Source organism: Brucella tritici (genome assembly GCF_008932295.1).
GTDB lineage: Bacteria > Pseudomonadota > Alphaproteobacteria > Rhizobiales > Rhizobiaceae > Brucella > Brucella tritici.
The window spans coordinates 32,327-55,196 of the sequence record NZ_WBWA01000021.1 but is presented as its reverse complement, the minus strand read 5'-3'; the positions used below and the strand labels follow the sequence as shown (position 1 = coordinate 55,196).

Here is a 22,870-nt window from a genome sequence, read left to right as displayed (position 1 = left end):
CCTCGGTAAGCTCCAATCATTCAAATTGCTGCTGGTATATAGCATCTGCGCGACAAACGGGAACCCGTTTATCCAACAAGAACAAAAAGAGCACAGAAAGATTATGCACTGCCCTTGCACCGTGAGGCGAAGCAGTTAATGCTCAAGCCCATGCGCCCATCCATGCTCGATCCATTTTTTGCTTCCGTTCGTTCGCTTTCCGGCATTGGCCCGAAGGTTGCCGCCCTGCTTGGAAAACTGCTTGGCACAGATATACCAGGCGCAGAACCCAAGGTCGGGCAACTGCTGTTTCTGGCACCGCACAGTGTGATCGACCGGCGCAATCGGCCCGGCATCGCCCTAGCGCAGGAAGGTGCAATCGTCACGCTGGAAGTCATTGTCGACCAGCATCAGCCCGCACCACCCGGACGTGGCAATGTTCCGCATCGCGTCTTCGCCCATGACGACACCGGCGAAATCGCGTTGACCTTCTTCCATGCGCAATTGCCATGGCTGCACAAAATGCTGCCCGAAGGCGAAACAGTCATCGTGTCAGGCAAGGTGGAATGGTTCAACGGCCGGGCCTCCATGGTCCACCCGGACTATATTGCAAGCCTGGAAGATGCGGCCAATCTGCCGATGGTCGAACCTGTCTATCCGCTGACTGCGGGCCTGTCGCCCAAGACACTGGCACGCGCTATCAAGGAAGCTTTGAGCCGTGTACCTCCGCTGCCGGAATGGATCGACCCACCCTTGCTGGCGCGCGAGCGCTTCACCAGTTTTCAGCAATCGCTCAACACGCTTCACCTGCCCGAAGATCCGTCGGACATCGCGCTTGAAAGCATTTCGCGACGCAGGCTCGCATATGACGAATTTCTGGCCGGGCAACTGGCGCTCGCCCTCGTGCGCGCCAAGACACGCAGGCTTTCCGGTCGCCCCCTGGAGGGCACCGGACGCATCGTTGCCGAGATCATGCGGCATCTGCCCTATCGCTTGACCAAAGGGCAGGATCAGGCGGTTCGCGAAATCATCACAGACCTCAAATCGCCTGAGCGCATGTTGCGGCTTTTGCAGGGCGATGTCGGCTCTGGCAAGACGGTCGTTGGATTGCTGTCCATGGCGCACGCCGCTGAATCCGGCGGTCAGTCAGCACTCATGGCCCCAACGGAAGTTCTCGCCCGCCAGCATTTTGCAACCATCGCTCCACTCGCGGAGAAGGCCGGACTGAAAGCAGCGCTGCTGACCGGTCGCGAAAAGGGCCGTGACCGGAACGCAGTTCTCGAAGGATTGAAAAGCGGCGAGATCGATATCGTCATCGGCACGCACGCTCTTTTTCAGGAAAAGGTCGAATATCACGACCTCGTTCTGGTCATCATCGATGAACAACATCGCTTCGGCGTGCATCAGCGTCTGATGCTAACCGCAAAGGGTTCTGCACCTGATATGCTGGTTATGACCGCCACGCCAATACCGCGGACCCTCGTGCTTACAGCCTTCGGCGATATGGACGTGTCGAAACTGACCGAGAAACCTGCCGGACGCCAGCCCATTACGACTGCCATTGTGCCAATGGAACGCATGGGCGAACTTGTCGAGCGCATCCGGAAGGCCGTGGCAGAAGGTCAAAAAATCTACTGGATTTGCCCGCTCGTGGAGGAATCCGAAGTCGTTGAACTGACTTCGGCGGAAGAACGTTTCGAAAGCCTCAAGCCCGCCTTCGGCGAGCGCATCGGCCTTATCCATGGCCGCATGAACGGGGCTGAAAAAGACGAGGCCATGCGAGCATTCAAACAAGGCGAAACACGGGTTCTCGTCGCGACTACCGTGATCGAAGTCGGCGTGGATGTGCCCGACGCCACGATCATCGTCATCGAGCATGCTGAACGGTTCGGTCTGTCGCAATTGCACCAGCTACGCGGTCGCGTGGGTCGCGGCGACAAACCATCGACCTGCCTGCTGCTTTACAAAGGCCCGCTGGGAGAAATCGCACAAGCCCGGCTGAGGGTCATGCGCGAGACGGAAGACGGTTTTCGCATCGCCGAAGAAGATTTGAAACTGCGCGGTGAAGGCGAATTGCTCGGCACACGGCAATCCGGCACCCCGGGCTTCCGTTTGGCCTCCATCGAGGCACATGGCGATCTTCTGGAAATCGCTCGCAAGGATGCACGCTATATTTTGACAAGCGACCCAGATCTGGAATCCGAGCGCGGACAGGCGTTGCGCGTCCTGCTTTATCTTTTCGGGCGCGACGAAGCGATCAGACTCTTAAGAGCTGGATAGCAAAATGGCGGCAATCCGCCGCCATTTCTATTAACTTATAAAGGTCTTTCTATAACAAGCTGAATTTACTCGACAGTTACCGACTTTGCCAGATTGCGCGGCTGATCAACATCCGTCCCCATGAGGATTGCAGTGTGATAGGCCAGCATCTGGATCGGCAACGCATAAACCAGCGGCGTAATGAATTCCGGCACATCCGGCAGAACAATGGTTGCCATCGTGTCGATGCTTGCAGCTTCAGCGCCCTTCTTATCGGTGATAAGAATGATGCGACCGCCACGCGCTGCGACTTCCTGCATGTTGGAAACGGTCTTCTCATAGAGACGATCAGACGGCGCAATGACGATTACCGGCATGCTTTCATCGATCAGTGCAATCGGGCCGTGCTTCAATTCACCGGCAGCATAGCCTTCGGCGTGGATATAGGAAATTTCCTTCAGCTTCAGTGCACCTTCCATCGCCAGCGGGAAGGACGTGCCGCGACCGAGATAAAGCACATGATTGACCTTGGCCAGTTCATGGCAGACCGCAGCGATCTGGTCTTCCAGCTTCAGAACCTGGTTGATGAAACGTGGCGCTTCGGAAAGCTGACGTACCAATTCCTGTTCCCGCTTGTCATCGATTGCGCCACGCGATTTCGCGGCTGCAATTACCAGTGAGGCCATGGCCGACAGCTGGCAGGTAAAGGCCTTGGTGGAAGCAACGCCGATTTCAGGGCCCGCAAGCGTCGGGAAAACGGCATCAGATTCACGCGCAATGGTTGAGCCGGTGACGTTCACGACAGCGGCGATCTTCAATCCCTGCGACTTGCAGTAACGTAGCGAAGCCAGCGTATCAGCCGTTTCGCCTGACTGCGACACGAACATCGCCAGCGAATCCTTCGAGAGCGGCATTTCGCGATAGCGGAATTCGGAAGCGATATCGCTGTCGACCGGCAGTCGCGCAATCTGCTCGAACCAGTATTTGCCAACGGATGCCGCATAGTAGGCCGTGCCGCAAGCAGAAATCGTCAGGCGGTCAATTTTGCTGAAATCAATACCAATCGCTTCCTGGCGCACCTTACCCGTCGTGAAGTCGAGATAGTTGGCAAGCGTGTGGGAAATCACTTCCGGCTGCTCAAACATCTCCTTCTGCATGAAGTGACGATGATTACCTTTGGAAACGAGCATGTTTGCCGTCTGCGTCTTTTGAATCGGGCGCTCAACTTCGCTGTTGTTTTCGTCGTAAACCGTCACGCCCTTGCGCGTCAGAACGGCCCAATCGCCATCTTCGAGATAGGCAATGGTATCCGTGAAAGGCGAAAGTGCGATGGCGTCGGAACCGAGGAACATTTCTCCTTCGCCATAACCGACGGCGAGCGGCGGCCCCTGACGTGCACCGATCAACAGTTCTTCGTCCCCTTCGAACAGGAAGGCGAGTGCGAAGGCACCATGCAGCATCGGCAGGCTGTCGCGCACGGCTTCAACCGGGGACTTGCCCTTTGCCAGCTCACGGGTCACCAGATGGGCAACAGCTTCGGTATCGGTTTCTGTCTGGAACTTGTAGCCTTCCGCCTCAAGCATGGTGCGAAGTTCGGCGAAATTCTCGATGATGCCGTTATGAACGACCGCGAGACGCTCGGTAATGTGCGGATGCGCATTGCGTTCCACAGGCTTGCCGTGCGTAGCCCAGCGGGTATGGCCGATACCGATGACGCCAGGAAGCGGCTCTCCGGCCAGGCGCTTTTCCAGATTGACCAGCTTGCCTTCGGCACGGCGGCGGTCGAGCCTGCCGTTCTGCAGTGTGGCAATACCGGCAGAATCGTAGCCGCGATATTCAAGCCGCTTCAGTGCATCCACAAGAAGCGGAGCGACTTCGTTATTTCCAATTATGCCGATAATTCCACACATAGGCTGCTCCAAATCCAACGTTCAGGCGTGTTGCTTCGCGGTTTAAAGATTCTAACGCAGAACGGCAACCCAGGGGATTGCCGTTCGCTTAAACAATTGGATGATTCATTTGGTGGAGGTTTTAGCCGCTTTGATGGCGGCGTACTTCTCTCGCAGGATCTTCGCCCGCCCCTCTTTCGTTTCCTGGCGTGCGCGACCGAAAGCCAGCGCATCGGCGGGAACATTGTCAGTAATCGTGCTGCCCGACGCGATATAGGCATTGTCGCCAATTTCTACCGGAGCAACCAGCGAGCTGTTCGACCCGATGAATGCGTTCTCGCCAATCACCGTTTTGTACTTGTTATAACCGTCGTAATTGCAGGTGATCGTGCCTGCACCGATGTTGCTTGATGCGCCGACTGTCGCGTCGCCGATATAGGTCAGGTGATTGATCTTCGCGCCTTTGTGCACCGTCGCATTCTTCACTTCGCAGAAATTGCCGACCTTGGTCTTCTCACCGAGATTTGCGCCGGGACGCAGGCGCGCAAACGGTCCTATCTCCGCCTTCGGACCAACATCGGCACCTTCCATATGCGAGAACGAATGGATCAAGGCGCCTGTCGACACACGCACATGAGGACCGAAGAAGACGTTCGGTTCAACGATAACATCCGCCTCGATCAGCGTGTCGTGCGAAAAGAATACCGTTTCCGGAGCGATAAGCGTCACGCCTGCAAGCATCATCTCGCGGCGCTTGCGCTGCTGCCAGATGGTTTCTGCTTCGGCCAGTTCAACACGATTGTTGATGCCGATTACGTTATCGACCGGCACTTCGATAGCCGTCACGTTCATACCCTTGCCATGAGCGATGGCGACGATATCGGTGAGGTAATATTCACCCTTGGCGTTGTCATTGCCCACCGCATCCAGAAGCGCCAGAGCGTGTTGACCGCGAACGGCCATCAGCCCGCCATTGCAGAAACCGATCTGCTTTTGCGCTTCGGTTGCTTCTTTTTCCTCGACGATGGCGACAAGTTGGTCGCCTTCCTCGATCAGACGACCATAGCCGTACGGATTATCCGGGCGAAAACCGATAACAACGACATCGGCACCATCGGACAGTCGTTCACGGGCCTTTTGCAGAGATTGCGCCTCGATCAGCGGCGTGTCACCGAAAACGATCAGCAGATCGTCATAGCCGCGTTCTATTGCTTCGCGTGCGGCGAGAACCGCATGCGCCGTGCCCAGGCGTTCCTTCTGCTCGAATGCCGACACCGGGCCTGCATTCTTTTCCACTGCCGCCCGCACATCCTCGGCACCACGCCCTACGACCAGCGCAACGTCACTTTTGCCGGTGCCCTGAACTGCCTTGACCACGTGAGAGACCAGCGGCAAGCCTGCCACCTGATGCAGCACCTTGGGCAAGCTGGATTTCATGCGCGTGCCTTCGCCAGCGGCAAGTACGATGGAAAGGCAGGTACGGTCTGTCATGGTATCGTCCAGAAAATTGAGATGATCTTCGCTCTTAACATCAAAGCGTCTATGAAAACTTACGGGCTGCTGTCGATTTTTAGCCCAACCGCCCAAGCGCCGGGAAATTCTCAAGCAGCCAGAACGAGAAGGATTGCATTCCGCCAGTCAGGAACAAGACGCCTGCCGCAACAAGAAGTGCGCCCATCGCTTTTTCCACCTTGCCGAGATGCACCCGGAACCGCGAAAGAAACCGCATGAATGCGCCGGAAAAAAGGGCAGCAATCAAAAACGGAATGCCAAGGCCAAGCGAATAGGTCGCCAACAATAACGCGCCCTCGCCAACTGTGCTGCTACCGCCTGCAAGCGTCAGGATCGGCCCAAGAACAGGCCCGATGCAGGGCGTCCAGCCAAAGGCGAATGCCAGCCCCATGACATAGGCTCCAAGCGGCGATGCAGGGGCATTGCGTGCCTGAAACCGCGCTTCGCGGGACAGGAACGACAGACGCAGAATACCAAGGAAATTCAGTCCCATCAAAATGATGACGACACCAGCGACGATTGCGATCTCCTGCTGCCATGCGCGCAGGAAGGCGCCGATGGAAGACGCTCCGGCACCAAGCGCCACGAAAACCGTCGTGAAACCAAGAACGAAGCAAATTGCCGCAAATGCCAGGGAACGGCGCGCAGAAGGTGCTGCCGCGACGGTTGTCGCCTTCTCTGCACGAAAATCTTCAACGCTCACACCCGCCATATAACACAGATAGGGCGGCACCAGCGGAAGCACGCAGGGAGACAGAAACGACAACGCACCGGCTCCGGCTGCGGTCATATATGAAATATCGAGCACCAATACCTCTTTCAATCTATCAAATCACTTGCGGTCTGGCCCAACCGCAGGCTTATATAGACCAACTTCTGCTCTACTTAGAATATTTTCAATGCGGCATCTCGCTCGAACACAAGTTCGCCCTAAATCGAGATCATTGCGCGATTTATAATATATTGCTCCAACCGGACGACGTTCCTATGAGCCTTATTGATGATGAAGTGCCTTCAACACCATCTGCGACGTCGACAAGACATTCGGGCTGGTTCAAACGCTACCAACATTTCCTGTTTCCGGTAGCGGGCATCGCGATTGCGTTGCTGGCGATCTATGTGCTGGAGAATCTGCTTCAGCACACGTCTCGCACGGAAACGCTTGCCGCCTTTCACAACATTTCATGGATGACGCTTGGTCTGGCTGTGTTCTTCACGGCGGTCAGCTATGCAGCCGTCGCTCTCTATGACGTTGTGGCAGTGGATACGATTGCGCCCAACCAGATACCGCGCCGCATTGCCGCCGTGGCCGGTGCAGCCGGTTACGCCATCTCCAACGCGCTCGGCTTTTCCCTCCTGACCGGCGGTGCTCTGCGTTATCGCATCTATGCTGCGGAAGGCGTCAGTCTAGCCGATATCGGCAAGATCGTTGGAACATCGTGGTTCGCCATCTGGTTCGCGCTGATTATCATGGTCGGTGCGGCACTTCTCATCGACCCGCAGGATGTTCCATGGCTCTCCGCCATCGATTCCCGCATAGATATTGTCGCTGGCATCGCCATTCTGGGCGGTATCGGCTGGCTGATCTACTGGCTGTCGCATGAACAGCGCAGCTTCACGATAGGCTCGTTCAGCCTGCGCCTGCCCAATTCCAAAGGCGCGCTGACCCAGATATTTGCCGGACTGGTGGATGTGGGCGCTGCAGCCGCTACTCTTTATGTTCTCATGCCTGCCGATGCAGTGCCAAGCTTTGCAGTATTCGCACTGGTTTATGTGATCGCCATTGTGCTGGGTATCGCCAGTCATGCTCCAGGTGGTCTCGGAGCTTTTGAGGCAACGATCATTGCGGGCCTTGGCCTGGGCGGAAAACCGGATGCTATTGCAGGCCTTCTCGCATATCGGCTTGTCTATACGGTAATGCCGCTTGTTGTGGCGACGGCAGGCATTCTCATATGGGAGATCATGCGCCGCCGCCATATGCTCGGCAAACAAGCGCGCTTCGCCAAACGTCTGGTGGAACCGCTTATCCCGAGTCTTTCTGCCAGTATCATCTTTCTTGGCGGCATCATTCTTCTCATTTCCGGTGCGACACCGGACCTTCGCTACCGCGTGGAGGTCCTCTCCGACATCGTTCCTGAATCTCTCATGGAGATGTCGCATCTTGCTGCCAGCCTCGTCGGCGTCGCGCTGCTCATTGTAGCGCGTGGCCTGTCGAAGCGGCTTGCGCGAGCCTGGGTGGCCGCCTTAATCCTTCTCCTCAGTGGCGCTGCCTTTTCTCTGGTGAAGGGTCTCGACTGGGAAGAAGCAACCATTCTCTGCATTTTCGCCTTCACGCTCTGGGGGTTCGGGGATTCATTCTATCGACGACCCATTTCCGGGCCGTTCGACTTGAGCTGGAACTGGATTGCGACTGTCGGTACAACCGTCCTCGTTTCCACGTGGCTTGGCTTTTTCGTCTACCGGCATGTGGAATATTCCAACGATCTCTGGTGGGATTTCGCTTGGAACGGCAACGCGCCCCGCTTCTTGCGGGCGACTGTGCTTGTCTTTGCCGTGGTCGCCGCAGCAGGCCTCTATTCGCTTATCAACCGAGCTGGACACCGCAAGCGGAAGGTGGATTATTCCATACCCGATACCGTGCCCGATCTGGTTGCTCAATGGCCGCACACGGATGCCGCTCTGGCGCTGCTCGGCGACAAGCAATTCCTTCTCGCCCCGGACAACAGCGCCTTCATCATGTATGCGCAATCCGGTGGGAGCCTGATTGCACTTGGGGAGCCCATTGGCAACGAACAGACGGGTAAGGAGCTTGCATGGTCATTTCACGCGCTGGCTGACAAGCTTGCCTTACGGACCGTATTCTACGGCGTCGGCCCGCAAAGCCTGCCGCTGTTTCTGGATATGGGACTGGTCGCCCTGAAGCTTGGTGAAGTCGCACGCGTCGACCTCACCACTTTCTCGCTCGACGGGCCACGTCGCCAGCCATTCCGCTATGCCGACCGCAAGATCGACAAGGACGGCCTGACGTTTGAAATCATACCGGCAGCCGACGTGCCTCCGCTCATTCCTCGTTTGCGCGAGATCTCCGACGCCTGGCTCGATTTCAAGTCGGGCAGCGAAAAGGGCTTTTCGCTGGGTTACTTCGACGACGAATATATGAAACGTTTCGATGTCGCTGTCCTGAAAAGTGACGGAGAAATCGTGGCATTCGCCAATATGTGGCGCGGCGCGGGCAAATACGAAATCACCGTCGACCTGATGCGCTATATGCCGAATGTGCATAAACTCCTGATGGACGCGCTGTTTGCAAAGCTGCTGATGGCCAGCAAGGAAGAAGGCTACAAGTGGTTCAATCTTGGCGCCGCACCGCTTTCCGGCCTGAGTGGCAGCAGGCTGGCATCCCGTTGGAACCGTTTCGGTTCCTTCATCTACAAGCGCGGAGCCGACCTCTATCACTTTGATGGACTGAAAGCCTTCAAGGAAAAATTCGATCCAGTCTGGACCCCGCATTACATGGTTTGCCCTGGTGGCCTCGAAACCCCTCGCGCCCTTCTTGATGCCACAACCCTGATCAATGGCAGCCCATTGGAGTTCATCCGCAAATGACGAAAAAACGCGTTCTCTTTACTGTGTTAGGGCTGGTGCTGGTGGCTGCGGCGGGTGTTTACGGCGCGATGCACACCGGTAAAATTGCAAGGCTCTGGACGAAAATCACAGATTCCGACGAACCGGTTATCCATGCAAGCGCTGAAAGACTGTCCAATATTCCGGTTTATATGCCGAAGAATGATCCCATCGGCCTTGCGATTCTGCTGAGCGATGACGGCGGCATCGGTGATCGCGAGAAAAAGTTCATGGACGCCATGCTTGCCCGGAACATGATTGTTCTGCCCGTCGAGCTTGGCCCATGGCGCGCCGCGCTCGATAAGGAGGACGGCGAGTGCAATTATCTGGACTCCGATTTCGAAGCCATCGCGAAGGAAGCCTTACGCGGGCTTGATCTAGGCGTCTATTTTCATCCTGTCCTGACAGGTATCGGACAGGGAGGCACTATCGCCTACGCGGCTGCCTCGGATTCACCGGATGCGACCATTGCTGGTGCCGTGTCGCTTGATCCTGTTCCGGCCAAGACCCGTCTGCCTTCGTGCACGGAGAAAGCCGATGCAAGCAAGACTCCCGACGGTGGCTTCATCTATGGCTTCAATGCCGCCATTCCGGCCCCTGCCCTTGTGATCAGCCCCGCCGGATCGCCAACAAACAATCCGGTTACGGCCCGTCAGGAAAATTTCGCCGTGCTCCAATCCGCGCCCGAGTTTCCGGCACGTCTGAAAATGGCCGTCGACAATGTCGTTGCCATGGCGGATCAGGATGCCAAGAATGAAGCTCTGCCTATCGTAGACCTTCCCGCAAAAGGTGGGAAAGCTGAAATGGTTGCGGTTTTCTATTCGGGCGATGGTGGCTGGCGCGATCTCGACAAATCGATCGGTGAATGGCTGCAGGCTCACGGCGTTCACGTCATTGGCGTCGATTCGCTGCGCTATTTTTGGTCGGAGCGAACGCCGGAAGAAATAGCCAATGACACGACGGCCATGATCAAGAAGGCTGACCCGACGAACAAATTGCCGGTTGCAGTACTGGGTTACTCGTTCGGTGCCGATACATTCCCCTTTGCTTGGAAATATCTCGATCCCGCCATACAGGACCGGACGAAGATGATCGGGCTTCTCGGTGTCGAAACAACGACGACGTTTCAGGTATCCATTGAGGGCTGGCTTGGAATGGATGGCGACAAGGATGTTGTTCCGGCTATTTCGACCATTCCGCTTGACCGGGTGGTTTGTGTTTACGGCGAAGAAGAAGAAGATACCGCCTGCACTGCTGCCGGGCTGGAAGGTATGGAAGTCATGAAACTGGCAGGCGGTCATCACTTTGATGAAAACTATGAGCCGATTGCCGCCAGCCTGCTTGAAAAGATGCGCGCCCGCGCCGGATTGCCACCACGGCCAGCCAGTTGACAGCTAGACTGTGCCCATAGGCAGGAAGGCGACACAAGCTGTAGCGAGACGGCGAAAACAAGATTTGCCCCGCGTAAAAGATGAGGCCGCGATGAAACACTGAAATAGGGGCACTTTGTGATGGGTTTTGGTGAGCGCGCAGGGATTCGAACCCTGGACCTACTGATTAAAAGTCAGTTGCTCTACCGGCTGAGCTACGCGCTCCCAAGAGGAGCAAATCGCCCCTGGAAGTGCGGCGGAACATAAGGGCGGCTTGCGGATTGGTCAACACCATAAAATGAGGTTTCTCCAACATAAATTCAAAAAAATCACAGGTCTGGGCATGCCTAACCGCGTTGCGTTGCGGAACTGGTGTTTTTCACGCTCGTTGGTCTGCTGAATACTCCTTGATAGCTAGGTGATTCCGAATCCCGATGTGCACAAACAAGACTATCCAGCTTTTGCTTTCCCCGAAGGCAGGACCTTGCCGCCCGGTCGTGCTACAGCTAGTTTTATCAGGATAATAGAACAGCGCGGTGTTTCATGTCTCTGGCCACCAAGGCACTTTCTCATTTCCGACGTTCCTTGTCCGGCGTGGGTATCGCGCTCGGAACGTTGTTTTTCGCCGCAGCCCTCACCCCGAGCCTCATCCCGCGAACCTATGTCATGCAGGGAATTCTGGGAGGTGTTGCCTTCGGAGCCGGTTATGGCATCGGCGTATTGTGGCGCTGGCTCTGGCACTATCTCGAATTGCCCGAACCTCGAAACCGGCTACGCAGCCGGGTCAATCTTATTGTTGGTGTCATCTGTCTCGCGGCGGCCATCGCAGCACTTTATTTTGCCGCGGGCTGGCAGAACTCAGTTCGTGCAGTCATGGATATGGAGCCGGTGCCGAGCGCCTATCCAATGAGCGTCTCTGCTTTGGCTGTGCTGACATTTCTGGTTCTGCTGATTCTGGTTCGCCTTCTCATTCGACTAGGGAAATTCGTTTCCGCCAAAGTGCAACTCGTCATGCCTCGGCGGTTAGCCAACGTCCTGGGCGTCACGATCACAGTCGTGCTCATCTGGACCATCGCCAACGGCCTGCTCATCCAATCCACTTTCAAAGTTCTTGATCGTTCGTTTCGCGAATTTGACGCTTTGATCGAGCCGGATCGCCCGCAACCGACAGCATCGAACGAGACTGGCAGCGCCGCTTCGCTTTTGCATTGGAACGAACTGGGGCGGGCCGGACGCGAGTTCGTTTCCTCAGGCCCCAAGGCTGCCGATATTGCCGCCTTGACCGGTGAAAAGGCCATCGATCCGATACGGGTCTATGCGGGTCTGCAAGTTGCCGATACGCCTGAACAACGAGCCGAACTGGCCCTTGAGGAATTAAAGCGTCAGCATGGCTTTGAACGTTCTGTGCTGGTCGTCATCACTCCAACCGGTACGGGCTGGGTAGATCCCGCAGCCATAGACGGACTGGAGTTTCTGCACAATGGCGATGTAGCCAGCATTGCCATGCAATATTCCTATCTTTCCAGTCCCTTGTCGTTGTTGTTTCAACCGGAATACGGAGCAGAAGCTTCCCGAGCCCTGTTCATCACCGTCTATAACTACTGGAAAGAACTGCCGCAGAATCAGCGTCCTCGGCTGTATCTTTATGGATTGAGCCTCGGCGCAATGAACTCGGAAGTCTCCTCCGAGCTTTTCGAAATGCTCGACGATCCGATCAACGGCGCTTTGTGGAGCGGCCCCCCTTTCCCGAGCCGCGACTGGAAAGCCATGACGAGGCGAAGGAATCCGGGAACGCCTGAATGGCTGCCCGTATTCCGTGACGGCTCCTTCGCGCGTTTCATGAATCAGAATGGCGAAGCGCCAGGAAACGGGACGCGCTGGGGACCGATGCGTGTGGTTTATCTGCAATATGCCAGCGATCCGGTCACTTTCTTCGACAGCCTGTCATTCTACCGTCAGCCTGACTGGATGCAGGCGCCGCGCGGGCCCGACGTTTCGCCGGAATTGCGATGGTATCCAGTTGTCACCATGCTGCAACTGGCGCTCGACATGGCGTTTGGCACCACCACACCGATAGGACACGGGCATGTCTATGCTCCGGAACATTATGTGGATGCGTGGCTGGAGGTCACCGGCGTGACCGGATGGGACACAGACAAGCTTGATAAGCTCAAGCAGCATTTGCGTCAGAAGATGGATGGAGAAAACGTCGAAGGTTATGAACAGCGTGGCGGATAGGAACGCATCCCGAAAATTGTGAAATGGCTTTCAGGATGCGCTTTAAATTAAACGGTTAGCACCACGCTGTTCTTTGCTTCACCGATCAGTAATCGGGTGATTTCTGCTGTGTCTGGGAACTGTTCAGGTTCAGCATGGGAATCGCTCCATTCGGCAGCATTGTGCTTGGCAACTGGCCGTCCCATCGTTCTGCCTGCGTCAACGCGACAAGACCCGGATTGTCACGAAGTGCATCGCCACGCGCCTTGATGGCGGTTGCTTCCGCCTCACCCTTGATCCGGATCGCCTCCGCATCGGCCTCAGCCTGAAGACGAACCGCATCAGCCTGAGCCTGGGCTTCGGCACGGCGCGCGTCTGCTTGCGCCTTTGCCTGTGTCACGGTGATTTCAGCCTGTACCTTTTCGCGCTCCGCATTCTGACGAAGACGCTGCACTTCAACTTCGGCCAGCATGCGCTGTTCGATGGATTGCTCATAGGAGTCCGAAAAATCGATATTCTCGATCTGCACCGTATCGATGATAACCGGACCACGTACGCTGTTCTGTATAGCCTCAGCGATTTCCTGATTGAGACGGCTGCGCTCCTGAATAGCTTCAACAGCATTGAACTTGCCGAAAACAGTCTTGCTTTCCTCAAAAACGCGCCGCTCGACAAGGCGGGACAAGAGGCCCTCTTCACCGCCATAGGTCGCGTAGACTTCTTCGACGCGGTCTGGCGGAATGCGATAGTTGACCGACAAGTTCATCGTGGCAGGCTGCTGATCGCGGCTATAGGCTTCCATGCTGTTGTAGATCGCAGCCTTGGATTGCACCGAGATTCGCACAATCGAATCGATTACCGGAATTTTGAAGCCCAGCCCCGGTTGTGCAACCCCGGAAACCGCACCATAGCGCAAAACAACGCCGCGCTCACCTTCGTCAACCGTGTACCAGGAACCAAGTACTACGCTCAGTATGCCGAGTATAATTATACCGGCCAATGCTTTGGGTAAAATCTGGCGCATCCCGTCTCCTCTAGCGCTTCGTTATGAAATGGGAAGACCGAAAGCGATTCAACATATGCACCCCGGAATCTGAACCCGCTCGCCTTTTAGAATGCACTGATATGGATGACAATTACTCATGGATGCAGTTGATAGACTTAGTCCACAAAAACAAAGCCGCCCATAAAGGGCGGCTTCATTGAATTTAACAGATTTCCACTGTCAGTATGGCGAATAACACTGCTGACGTGGGCCGTTATACGGCTGGAAAGTGTTGTCGGACGCCCGATAGGACCGATAACGATTATAGCACCACTGAACGTGCGAGTTGCTGTAACCGTAAGCCGGTGCACGGTAGACTGGCGGAGGTGGCGGTGGCGGAGCGGCAATCGCACCACCAATGATTGCGCCAGCACCGAACGCTGCGAGCGGATACCACCATCCGTCATTATGGCGGCGATAGCCATGGCGATAATAGCGGTCACCGCGATAGCCATTCCAGTAGCCCGGTCCCGGACGGTAGTGAGGGCGACCCTGCCAGCCCGGACGATACCCAGGTCGGTGTCCACCCCAATGCCCGTGTCCCGGCCCACGACGCCAGCGATCATCACGAACCTGCTGAACATTTTCATTGCTTGCTGCAGGCGCGGTTGGCATGACAGGTGCAGCTGAGACCGGAACCAATGCGCCGATCAGAAAGCTTGCACCGACAAGGCCGACCATCATCTTTTTGAAGGTGTTCATCCCTGTACTTCTCCATTTCAATGATGCCATCATTGCTGTCCGTTTATGAATGCCCGCTGAATATTGCCGTAAAATTACGTGCATACCTTATTTTCACCTTGCAACACGCAGATGTTTCCACTGCTGGTTAACGTGAGCGGTGACAATTCGTTCTGGCTATTCCATTATTTTTGTTAGCAAATTAAGCGACAATCGGATAACTTGCGTGAGGTAGGGCAGCTTGTAAGCGTTTAAAGCGAGTGGGGTTTGCATTGGCGACAAGAGTACAGCCGTCCGTAAAAGTGTTGGGAGCATCGTTCTCCCAGGAAGCGAATCCTTTCACGGCGGCAGTTGAACTGACGCCCATGCCAATGCTCATCACAAATCCCCGCCTGCCGGACAATCCTATCGTCTTTGCAAACAAGGCTTTCCAGAACCTGACCGGCTATGATGCCGATGAAATCATCGGAAAGAATTGCCGCTTCCTTCAGGGCCCCGGCACTGATCCGAAGCATATCGAGACTATCCACGCGGCGCTGGAATCGGAACAGTCAATCGATATTGATATTCTGAACTATAAGAAGTCAGGCGAACCATTCTGGAATCGGCTTCATATCTCCCCGGTCAAAACCGAGGCAGGTGAGCTTCATCACTTCGTTTCTTCGCAGCTCGATGTGACGCTGGAACTCGGGAAACTCGTCGCACTCGAAAAAGAACGCGAAACGCTTTCAATCGAAAAGCAGCGTAGCAACGACCAGCTGCAATATATCGTTGAAGTAGCGAATGTGGGCTTCTGGACGCGGGATTACCATACCGGTGAAATCAGCTGTTCAGCGGAATATAGGCGCATATTTGGACTGACACCGGACGAGCCAGTCAATTATGACAAGATCATAGACATGGTGGTGCTTGAAGACCGGATAACGCTAATCCAGCGGTCACAGGAGTCTTTCACGACCGGCAAGTCTTTCCGGCTGGAATATCGCATCACCAACCGTCTGGGTCAGGTGCGCTGGGTGGAAACCCGTGCAAAAGCGTTGCCGGGCAAATCGCCTATGCTTCTGGGCATCGTCATCGACGTCACCGAACGTAAAAAAGCCGAAGCGGACAAGGCACTCGTAACCCGCGAAATTTCCCATCGCTTCAAGAACTCGATGGCGATGGTGCAATCGATCGCCAACCAGACCTTGCGCAATGCCACTAATCCACAAACCGCCAACGAGCTGTTCAGCGAACGGCTGCGTGCGCTCAGTCAGGCGCATGATATGCTGCTCCGGGAGGACTGGACAGGCACAACGATCAGCCAGATCTGTGAAACAGCCCTCGCCCCTTTCAACAGCACGTTCGGCCATCGAATCCGAACCCATGGCCCCGAACTCGTTGTAAGTGACCGAGTAACGGTTTCGCTTTCGCTTGGCTTGTACGAGCTCGCGACGAATGCCGTGAAATACGGTGCGCTTTCCAACGAAAACGGCACAGTCCAATTCAGCTGGGATGTCGTCGAAAGGCAGGGCGAGCGGAAATTCCATATGCGCTGGGTTGAAGACGGAGGACCTGCGGTCGAACGCCCTACCCGCCGTGGCTTCGGCCAGAGACTGCTCTATTCCGTTCTCACAGCCGAACTCAGGGCCAAATGCGATATCAACTTCGCGCCAAGCGGACTGGTGATTGACGTATTGGCCCCTATGACGCCGGATGTATTTCCGCAACTTGATAGTCTTTCCGGCACACGAACCGAGCCGGTATAAAAAAGAGCAGCGAAATCGCGGCTCTTTTTCTTTTTTAATTATGCGGGCCGCGACGACGCGGCTCGATATAAACGCGATCACGGCGATGGTCGCGATCATGGCGCCAGCGGCGATCACGTTCGTAGCGTGGTGAATGGCGGTCCCACCCGCGACGATCATCCCGCCAACGGCGATCAGTAACGCAGCGGCCGCTTGGTGTGCGGACCATACCGCGACGGCAGCGATAATCGACCTGAATGGCAGAGCCAACGCCATCAACGGCAACAGCCGGTACTGCTGGAGCAACGAGCGTACCCGCTTCAGCAGAAGCGGTCACTGCGAAAAGCGCGAGCGCCGCAGAAAGTAACGTCAATCTCATTCCGGGTTCCTTTCCAGAGTTGGCCAGAATTGGAATCTTGCCCGCAGATAGGTAGGCCAATCAGCCATTTCGTAAAGTCACTTAATCTTACGACGCTCTATCAATCTCGACCGCAATTTTACAAAAAGCGTCCCGAATTACCCCAATGAGTAACTAGACGTTTTGCAGAGAGAATTTTTAAGAAAGTCGGGGTATTAGAAACCAATTGAATTCGCACATAGTCCCTTCTTAGCAAGGGCAAACCGCAGAATCTCCAATCCGCGAAGCCAATCCGGCACCGGTTCCGCACCGGTCGCGGGCGGAGCCTTGCGGCTATCGCAAGGAGCATGAACATGGATTATTCGACCTCTGAACTCGACACTGCATGGGGGTCGAAAACCGGACTGGGCGCAACCCAGACCGAATGGGTTGAGCTGGTCCGCAGCTTGCCTGAAGAACATTCTATCATTCTCCGTGATCTGATCGCCCGTCATCGCGAACAGTTTGTCGGCGTGTTTTACGACCGCCTTATGAGCAACCGCGACGCAGCGATTTTTCTGTCCCAGAAAATGGTGCAGGAACGCCTGCATAATTCGCTGAGCGACTGGTTGCTGAAAATGTTCCAGAGAACCGCTGACGATGTTGACGCTTTCATTCGCGAACAGCGCAAGGTTGGCGAAGTTCACGCCCGTATCGACGTGCCGATCCACGTCGTCATGCAGGGCGCGCGCCTGCTCAAAAACGAAATCGTTCGTCAACTGGAGCTGGAGGTTACATCACGCGAGGCTTTGGCGCGCCTGATCGTGCATGTCAGCAATGCCATCGACATCGCGATTGAAATCATGAGCCAGGCTTTTGTGAAAGATGCACGCGAAAGCGCCCAGACCGACGAAGCCTATCGGGCTTTCACGCTAAGCCATGACTTTCCGCTGGAGCGCGAATCACAGCGTGCAGCGCTTATGGAATGGAGCCAGTCGCTTCTCTTCAACCTTTATGGCAATTCCGACAGTCCGCTTCACCCGCTCGCAAGCTCAGATTTCGGGCTGTGGTTGCAGCACAAGGCTGATCTGATGTTTTCCAACTCCGGCACGTTGGAGAACATCCGCCGGAACGTAGACCATATCGATGAAGTGCTGCTGGCTGCCATCAGCAACGCTCGCAAAGATAACCCGGCTGAACTCCCCGCTTCGCTCGCACTGTTTCAGACCAAGATCGGTGAAGTGAAATTCCTGCTGTCCGAGCTGTTTCAGACGGCAGCAGCTATGGAGACAGGACGCGATCCATTGACGCGCGCGCTCAATCGCCGTTTCATGCCTTCGATCCTGACCCGCGAGGTACGCATGGCCTCGCAGAAGGCTATGAATCTGAGTGTTCTGATGATCGACATCGATCACTTCAAGAACATCAACGATACATACGGGCATAGCAGTGGCGATGCCGTTCTCCAACAGGTGGCTGAAGCGATCCTGTCGTTTTGCCGCCCGAGCGACTTCGTGTTCCGCTACGGCGGCGAAGAATTTCTGGTCGCTCTTGTAGAGGCCGACGAGAACAAGGCTTTTGCAATTGGCGAAGAACTGCGCAAACAGATTGCGCATCAGCCATTGAATCTTCCGGATGGCGCACGTCAGACGGTCACGCTGTCCATCGGAGTGGCTGCATTCAACGGTCATCCGGACTATAGCCATCTCGTCAACGCCGCAGACCGTGCTCTTTATCGGGCCAAACAGGCAGGACGCAATCGCTGTGAAAAGGAAGTGCCGCTCGCGATTCATTGATCGGAGAGGCATTTTGACATCTGGCGGTTACACCGCAAAACCGCCATATGCTGCCATCATGACGAATAACTCCGCTTCCCCCATTTTCGAGACAGCTTCACAAAAGCCGCGTGAGCGCGACGCGCTGGAAGCCTATTTCCTGCCTGTCGTTGCAGATGCGGCTCCCGTCGATTGGGTCGTTGCCGAAGGGCTGACGGATTATGAAGAGGCTCTCGCTTTCATGGAAGCGCGCGTCCAGGCCATTCGGGAAGGCACCGCCAATGAACTCGTGTGGCTGGTCGAGCATTCCTCGCTTTACACAGCGGGGACGAGCGCCAATGCAGTCGATCTCCTGACCCCGAACAGTCTCCCTGTCTTCAACACGGGTCGCGGCGGGGAATATACCTATCACGGGCCAGGCCAGCGCGTAGCCTATGTAATGCTCGACCTGAAGCGCCGCCGTGAGGACGTGCGCGCTTTTGTGACAGCTCTTGAGCAATGGATCATCGAGAGCCTTGCCGAGTTTAACGTCAAAGGCGAACGTCGCGAAGATCGTGTCGGCGTATGGGTTACACGGCCTGAAAAGCCACGCCTTGCCAATGGCGGCATGTGCGAAGACAAGATCGCGGCTATTGGCATCCGCCTCCGTCGTTGGGTAAGCTTTCATGGCATCGCCATCAATGTCGAACCAGATCTCGGCCACTATGCGGGCATCGTTCCTTGCGGAATTTCGGAACATGGCGTTACCAGCCTTGTAGACCTCGGATTGCCGGTAACAATGGGCGACATGGACGTCGCTTTAGGAAAAGCGTTCGAGACGGTCTTCGGACCCCGTCAGTTGAAATAGGCATTTCCAGCAAAAGTGCGAAGCGGTTTTGCGTTGGGGAATGCGTAAAATAAAGAGATAAAGCGGTCCCACGATTCCGTTTTAACTAGAACCGCTCTAGCTCAGTCTGAAGCCACAGCGTCGGCTTTCACGCGGCGCTCGCGCATGAAAACATAGAACCCGGACCCGACGATAATCGCGATCCCGCACCATTTCGATGGCGTCGGGAAATCACCGAACACGATCAAGCCAACCAGAACGGCATTGACAATTTCCAGATACTGGAACGGGGCCAGCATTGATGCCGGTGCCAACTTGAACGCCTGCACGACCATCAAATGGCTGACGGTTCCGATCGTTCCCAGAAGCAGCAGAAGAAGCCAAGGCTGAATGCCGTGCGGCAGACCAAAACTCAAGTCACCGAGCCCCGCAGCAGTTCCGAAAATCATGGCGGCCCCGGCGAACATCCAGCCACCAACACCCGCATAGAACTGCATGACAAGCGGGCTTTCCTTGGCACCGTATTTGCGATTCAGGATCAGGTAGATTGCGAAGGTTACGGCTGTCGCCAGCGGTAGAAGCGAAACAGCACCAAAGATCTCAAAACTCGGCTGGATTACGATCATCGTGCCGATAAGACCGATGCCGACTGCGCTGAACCTTCTCCAGCCCACCTTTTCCTTGAGGAAAACTGCCGAAAAGAGCGTCAGAATAAGCGGTTCGGCGAAGAAGACGGCCATCGCATCGGCCAGCGGCATATATTTGACCGCCGTGAAGAAGCAGAGCCCACCGAACCCCATCAATGCGCCGCGGATGAGATTCCCCGCCAGATATTGTGTTCGCAGTGCAGCGAAACCACCGACAATGAGGAGAATAAAGAACATCAGCCAGCACTGAATGAAAAAACGCATGAATGTGACAGTGGCCGGAGGCATGTTGTCCACCATGGCGAGCCATTTGCCAATGGCGTCCATCAACGGTAGCAAAAGCACCGAGAGCACCATGATCGCCATGCCCTTTACGTGCGCTTCCATGCCACTTGTCGCGCTGTTTTGCATTTCAAACTCTCGGTATTCTGAATATTCCCCGCCATCGCTCTATGCGAACTGTGGCAGCGTTTCCATCCAATTTGATCGGAAATGTCCCACTTGTTTGACTTTCACCTTCTTTCTGGTGCAAATCATTTCGGTTCTGAACAAACCCCTTTGAAAAAGCCGTGCGAAAATGGAACGTAAAGCGAACTTTGTTCGCCTTTCGCGAGCGCACATGGCATGATTTAGGTGATTCGCGAACAGTATTTTCCGGTCGATGGCGAGCGAGCTCGACGCAGACCTCCTGAAATTCAGATAGAGAGCTTTTCGGAACAGATGGACGATAGCAACGATCTCTTCTCGAGAGTGGTCAACAATGCCCGGGCCCGAGAACGGGAACAAGAACAGGGACGCCAGGGGGAAAAACCTGTAGCACCACAGCCTGTTGCGCAGCCAGTGGCAGCGCCGTCGCTCTCTGTTCCAAAGCCGGTGACGACCAAGGCGCCACCTGCTTCATCGGCAGGCGACGACTATAACGCATCATCTATCCGCGTTCTGGAAGGTCTGGAGCCGGTTCGCCTACGTCCCGGCATGTATATCGGCGGCACAGACGAAAAGGCGCTGCATCATCTCTTCGCCGAAGTTATCGACAACTCGATGGACGAAGCTGTCGCAGGGCATGCCAATTTCATCGAAGTAAGCTTCGATGCCGATGGGTTTGTAACGGTTTCGGACAATGGACGCGGCATTCCGGTGGATGAACATCCGCAGGTTCCCGGAAAGTCCACGCTCGAAGTCATCATGACCAAGCTGCACGCAGGCGGCAAGTTCGACGGTAAGGCTTATGAAACATCAGGCGGCTTGCACGGCGTCGGTGTTTCGGTGGTGAATGCACTTTCTGACGTGCTGGAAGTGGAAGTCGCACGCAATCGCCGTCTTTATCGCCAGCGCTTCTCACGCGGTATCCCGCAAGGCGGGCTGGAAGAGCTCGGTGAAGTGCACAATCGTCGCGGCACTCGCGTCCGTTTCCATCCGGACCCTGATATTTTTGGCAAGACGGCACAGCTCGATCCACACCGTCTGTATCGCATGGCACGGTCGAAGGCCTATCTGTTCGGCGGTGTTGAAATCCGCTGGAACTGCGATCCTGCCCTGCTCGACCCCAAAAAGGAAACACCCGAGAAGGCCGTGTTTCACTTCCCCGGCGGCTTGAAGGATTATCTTGAGGCATCGCTCGGTAAGGAACATCAGGTCACGCGTGAGGTTTTCGCAGGCAAGACCGAAAAGCAGGGTGGCCACGGCGCTGTCGAGTGGGCAGTTTCGTGGTTTGGTGGGGATGGTTTCGTCCATTCCTATTGTAACACTATCCCGACCGGCGATGGCGGCACGCATGAGGCAGGTTTGCGTATCGCCCTGACGCGAGGGCTGAAAGCCTATGCGGAACTGACCAACAACAAGCGCGCTTCGATCATCACCACCGATGACGTGATGGTGTCGGCTGCAGGGATGCTGTCGGTTTTCATTCGCGAGCCGGAGTTTGTCGGTCAGACCAAGGACAAGCTTGCCACCGTCGAAGCACAGCGCATCGTGGAGAATGCGATCCGCGATCCGTTTGACCATTGGCTTGCCGCCTCTCCGCAAGAAGCATCTCGCCTTCTGGACTGGGTGATCGACCGCGCCGACGAGCGCTTGCGCCGCCGTCAGGAAAAGGAAACAGTCCGCAAAAGCGCGACGCGCAAGCTGCGCCTGCCCGGCAAACTTGCCGATTGCACACAGAACGCGGCGGCCGGTGCAGAACTGTTCATCGTCGAAGGCGACTCGGCAGGTGGTTCGGCCAAGCAGGCGCGTAACCGCGCTAATCAAGCCATTCTGCCATTGCGCGGCAAGATTTTGAACGTTGCTAGTGCCGGACGCGAAAAGCTGACGGCAAACCAGCAGATTGCCGATCTGGTGCAGGCACTCGGTTGTGGTACGCGCAAGAACTATCGCGAAGACGACCTGCGCTATGATCGCGTCATCGTCATGACCGACGCTGACGTCGATGGTGCACATATCGCATCGCTGCTCATCACATTTTTCTATCAGGAAATGCCCGATTTGATCCGCAACGGTCATCTTTATCTGGCCGTTCCTCCGCTTTTCCGCTTGAGCCAAGGCGGAAAGGTCGCTTATGCGCGTGATGAAGCGCATAAGGACGAGCTTCTGCGGACCGTATTCACAGGGCGCGGCAAAGTGGAAATCGGTCGTTTCAAAGGCCTTGGCGAAATGCGCGCCGAACAGCTCAAAGAGACGACCATGGACCCAAGGAAACGCACACTTCTGCGTGTTCAGGTGGACGAAGAATATGTCGATGAAACCCGCAACACCGTCGATGAATTGATGGGCACCAAGCCAGAGGCCCGTTTCCGTTTCATTCAGGACCGTGCAGCTTTTGTCGAAGAACTGGATATCTAGAGCGCATCCCGAAAAGTGAGAACCGGTTTTCGGCACGTGATGCGCGTTAACACAAGAAGATAGAGCATTTTCAGCGAACCACGAAATGTGCCTGAAAATGCAGACCAGATGAACGGCAGTTCGCAAGCGCGACGCCGTTCATTT

General features: G+C 55.6%; 15 protein-coding genes and 1 tRNA gene. 8 read left to right on the top strand and 8 right to left on the bottom strand.

Features of this window, described 5'->3' with window-relative positions; translation table 11 throughout:
* Positions 1 to 138: 138 nt before the first annotated feature.
* Entirely contained in the window at positions 139 to 2,259 is a 2,121-nt protein-coding gene (gene recG / locus F9K91_RS18660) for an ATP-dependent DNA helicase RecG (RefSeq protein ID WP_208852704.1), read from the top strand.
* Between the two features lie 65 nt (positions 2,260 to 2,324).
* Here recG and glmS read toward each other — a convergent pair whose 3' ends face one another.
* From glmS to F9K91_RS18645, 3 genes are all read right to left on the bottom strand, one after another.
* Positions 2,325 to 4,148 (bottom strand): glutamine--fructose-6-phosphate transaminase (isomerizing), encoded by a 1,824-nt coding sequence (glmS, locus tag F9K91_RS18655; protein WP_151557928.1) that lies wholly within the window; start codon positions 4,146 to 4,148, stop codon positions 2,325 to 2,327.
* A 105-nt stretch (positions 4,149 to 4,253) separates the two neighbouring features.
* A complete protein-coding gene (glmU, locus tag F9K91_RS18650) occupies positions 4,254 to 5,618 on the bottom strand; it encodes a bifunctional UDP-N-acetylglucosamine diphosphorylase/glucosamine-1-phosphate N-acetyltransferase GlmU (protein ID WP_151678425.1) in 1,365 nt (454 codons plus the stop codon).
* Positions 5,619 to 5,697: 79 nt separating this feature from the next.
* A complete protein-coding gene (locus F9K91_RS18645; RefSeq protein WP_282188611.1) occupies positions 5,698 to 6,429 on the bottom strand; it encodes a cytochrome c biogenesis CcdA family protein in 732 nt (243 codons plus the stop codon).
* 197 nt (positions 6,430 to 6,626) lie between these two features.
* On the opposite strand from F9K91_RS18645, the gene mprF reads away from it, so the two are divergent.
* The gene (gene mprF / locus F9K91_RS18640) at positions 6,627 to 9,245 is read left to right on the top strand and encodes a bifunctional lysylphosphatidylglycerol flippase/synthetase MprF (RefSeq protein ID WP_208852703.1); all 2,619 of its coding nucleotides are present in this window, start codon (positions 6,627 to 6,629) and stop codon (positions 9,243 to 9,245) included.
* Positions 9,242 to 10,654, top strand: a complete 1,413-nt coding sequence (locus F9K91_RS18635; RefSeq protein ID WP_208852702.1) for an AcvB/VirJ family lysyl-phosphatidylglycerol hydrolase — start codon at positions 9,242 to 9,244, stop codon at positions 10,652 to 10,654. Before mprF ends, F9K91_RS18635 begins: the two co-directional genes overlap by 4 nt.
* Positions 10,655 to 10,782: 128 nt before the next feature.
* On the opposite strand, the gene F9K91_RS18630 is transcribed toward F9K91_RS18635, so the two are convergent.
* Positions 10,783 to 10,858, bottom strand: a tRNA-Lys gene (locus tag F9K91_RS18630).
* 318 nt (positions 10,859 to 11,176) lie between these two features.
* On the opposite strand from F9K91_RS18630, the gene F9K91_RS18625 reads away from it, so the two are divergent.
* Positions 11,177 to 12,871 (top strand): alpha/beta hydrolase, encoded by a 1,695-nt coding sequence (locus F9K91_RS18625; protein ID WP_151678423.1) that lies wholly within the window; start codon positions 11,177 to 11,179, stop codon positions 12,869 to 12,871.
* An 85-nt stretch (positions 12,872 to 12,956) separates the two neighbouring features.
* On the opposite strand, the gene F9K91_RS18620 is transcribed toward F9K91_RS18625, so the two are convergent.
* Both F9K91_RS18620 and F9K91_RS18615 read right to left on the bottom strand, forming a co-directional pair.
* Entirely contained in the window at positions 12,957 to 13,874 is a 918-nt protein-coding gene (locus tag F9K91_RS18620; protein ID WP_061345746.1) for a prohibitin family protein, read from the bottom strand.
* 201 nt (positions 13,875 to 14,075) lie between these two features.
* On the bottom strand, positions 14,076 to 14,597 hold the full coding sequence (locus F9K91_RS18615) for a BA14K family protein (protein ID WP_151554650.1): 522 nt from the start codon (positions 14,595 to 14,597) through the stop codon (positions 14,076 to 14,078).
* Positions 14,598 to 14,881: 284 nt separating this feature from the next.
* Here F9K91_RS18615 and F9K91_RS18605 point away from each other — a divergent pair, with 284 nt between their 5' ends.
* A complete protein-coding gene (locus tag F9K91_RS18605; RefSeq protein ID WP_268891689.1) occupies positions 14,882 to 16,324 on the top strand; it encodes an HWE histidine kinase domain-containing protein in 1,443 nt (480 codons plus the stop codon).
* A gap of 34 nt (positions 16,325 to 16,358) precedes the next feature.
* Here the strand turns inward: F9K91_RS18605 and F9K91_RS18600 are convergent, their stop codons facing one another.
* The gene (locus F9K91_RS18600; protein WP_151652522.1) at positions 16,359 to 16,682 is read right to left on the bottom strand and encodes a hypothetical protein; all 324 of its coding nucleotides are present in this window, start codon (positions 16,680 to 16,682) and stop codon (positions 16,359 to 16,361) included.
* 332 nt (positions 16,683 to 17,014) lie between these two features.
* Here F9K91_RS18600 and F9K91_RS18595 point away from each other — a divergent pair, with 332 nt between their 5' ends.
* Complete coding sequence (locus F9K91_RS18595; protein WP_151554647.1) at positions 17,015 to 18,436, top strand: GGDEF domain-containing protein; 1,422 nt, start codon at positions 17,015 to 17,017, stop codon at positions 18,434 to 18,436.
* Positions 18,437 to 18,494: 58 nt separating this feature from the next.
* Positions 18,495 to 19,262 (top strand): lipoyl(octanoyl) transferase LipB, encoded by a 768-nt coding sequence (gene lipB, locus F9K91_RS18590; protein WP_151678421.1) that lies wholly within the window; start codon positions 18,495 to 18,497, stop codon positions 19,260 to 19,262.
* Positions 19,263 to 19,363: 101 nt separating this feature from the next.
* On the opposite strand, the gene F9K91_RS18585 is transcribed toward lipB, so the two are convergent.
* Positions 19,364 to 20,299 (bottom strand): DMT family transporter, encoded by a 936-nt coding sequence (locus F9K91_RS18585; RefSeq protein ID WP_151652520.1) that lies wholly within the window; start codon positions 20,297 to 20,299, stop codon positions 19,364 to 19,366.
* A 309-nt stretch (positions 20,300 to 20,608) separates the two neighbouring features.
* Between F9K91_RS18585 and parE the strand changes: the two genes are divergently transcribed.
* Entirely contained in the window at positions 20,609 to 22,726 is a 2,118-nt protein-coding gene (gene parE, locus F9K91_RS18580; protein WP_061345751.1) for a DNA topoisomerase IV subunit B, read from the top strand.
* Positions 22,727 to 22,870 lie beyond the last annotated feature (144 nt).

Coding starts and splice junctions, on each gene's coding strand:
- recG (WP_208852704.1), top strand. CDS start 139: ATGCTCAAGCCCATGCGCCCATCCATGCTCGATCCATTTTTTGCTTCC.
- glmS (WP_151557928.1), bottom strand. CDS start 4,148: ATGTGTGGAATTATCGGCATAATTGGAAATAACGAAGTCGCTCCGCTT.
- glmU (WP_151678425.1), bottom strand. CDS start 5,618: ATGACAGACCGTACCTGCCTTTCCATCGTACTTGCCGCTGGCGAAGGC.
- F9K91_RS18645 (WP_282188611.1), bottom strand. CDS start 6,429: ATGACCGCAGCCGGAGCCGGTGCGTTGTCGTTTCTGTCTCCCTGCGTG.
- mprF (WP_208852703.1), top strand. CDS start 6,627: ATGAGCCTTATTGATGATGAAGTGCCTTCAACACCATCTGCGACGTCG.
- F9K91_RS18635 (WP_208852702.1), top strand. CDS start 9,242: ATGACGAAAAAACGCGTTCTCTTTACTGTGTTAGGGCTGGTGCTGGTG.
- F9K91_RS18625 (WP_151678423.1), top strand. CDS start 11,177: ATGTCTCTGGCCACCAAGGCACTTTCTCATTTCCGACGTTCCTTGTCC.
- F9K91_RS18620 (WP_061345746.1), bottom strand. CDS start 13,874: ATGCGCCAGATTTTACCCAAAGCATTGGCCGGTATAATTATACTCGGC.
- F9K91_RS18615 (WP_151554650.1), bottom strand. CDS start 14,597: ATGAACACCTTCAAAAAGATGATGGTCGGCCTTGTCGGTGCAAGCTTT.
- F9K91_RS18600 (WP_151652522.1), bottom strand. CDS start 16,682: ATGAGATTGACGTTACTTTCTGCGGCGCTCGCGCTTTTCGCAGTGACC.
- F9K91_RS18595 (WP_151554647.1), top strand. CDS start 17,015: ATGGATTATTCGACCTCTGAACTCGACACTGCATGGGGGTCGAAAACC.
- lipB (WP_151678421.1), top strand. CDS start 18,495: ATGACGAATAACTCCGCTTCCCCCATTTTCGAGACAGCTTCACAAAAG.
- F9K91_RS18585 (WP_151652520.1), bottom strand. CDS start 20,299: ATGCAAAACAGCGCGACAAGTGGCATGGAAGCGCACGTAAAGGGCATG.
- parE (WP_061345751.1), top strand. CDS start 20,609: ATGGACGATAGCAACGATCTCTTCTCGAGAGTGGTCAACAATGCCCGG.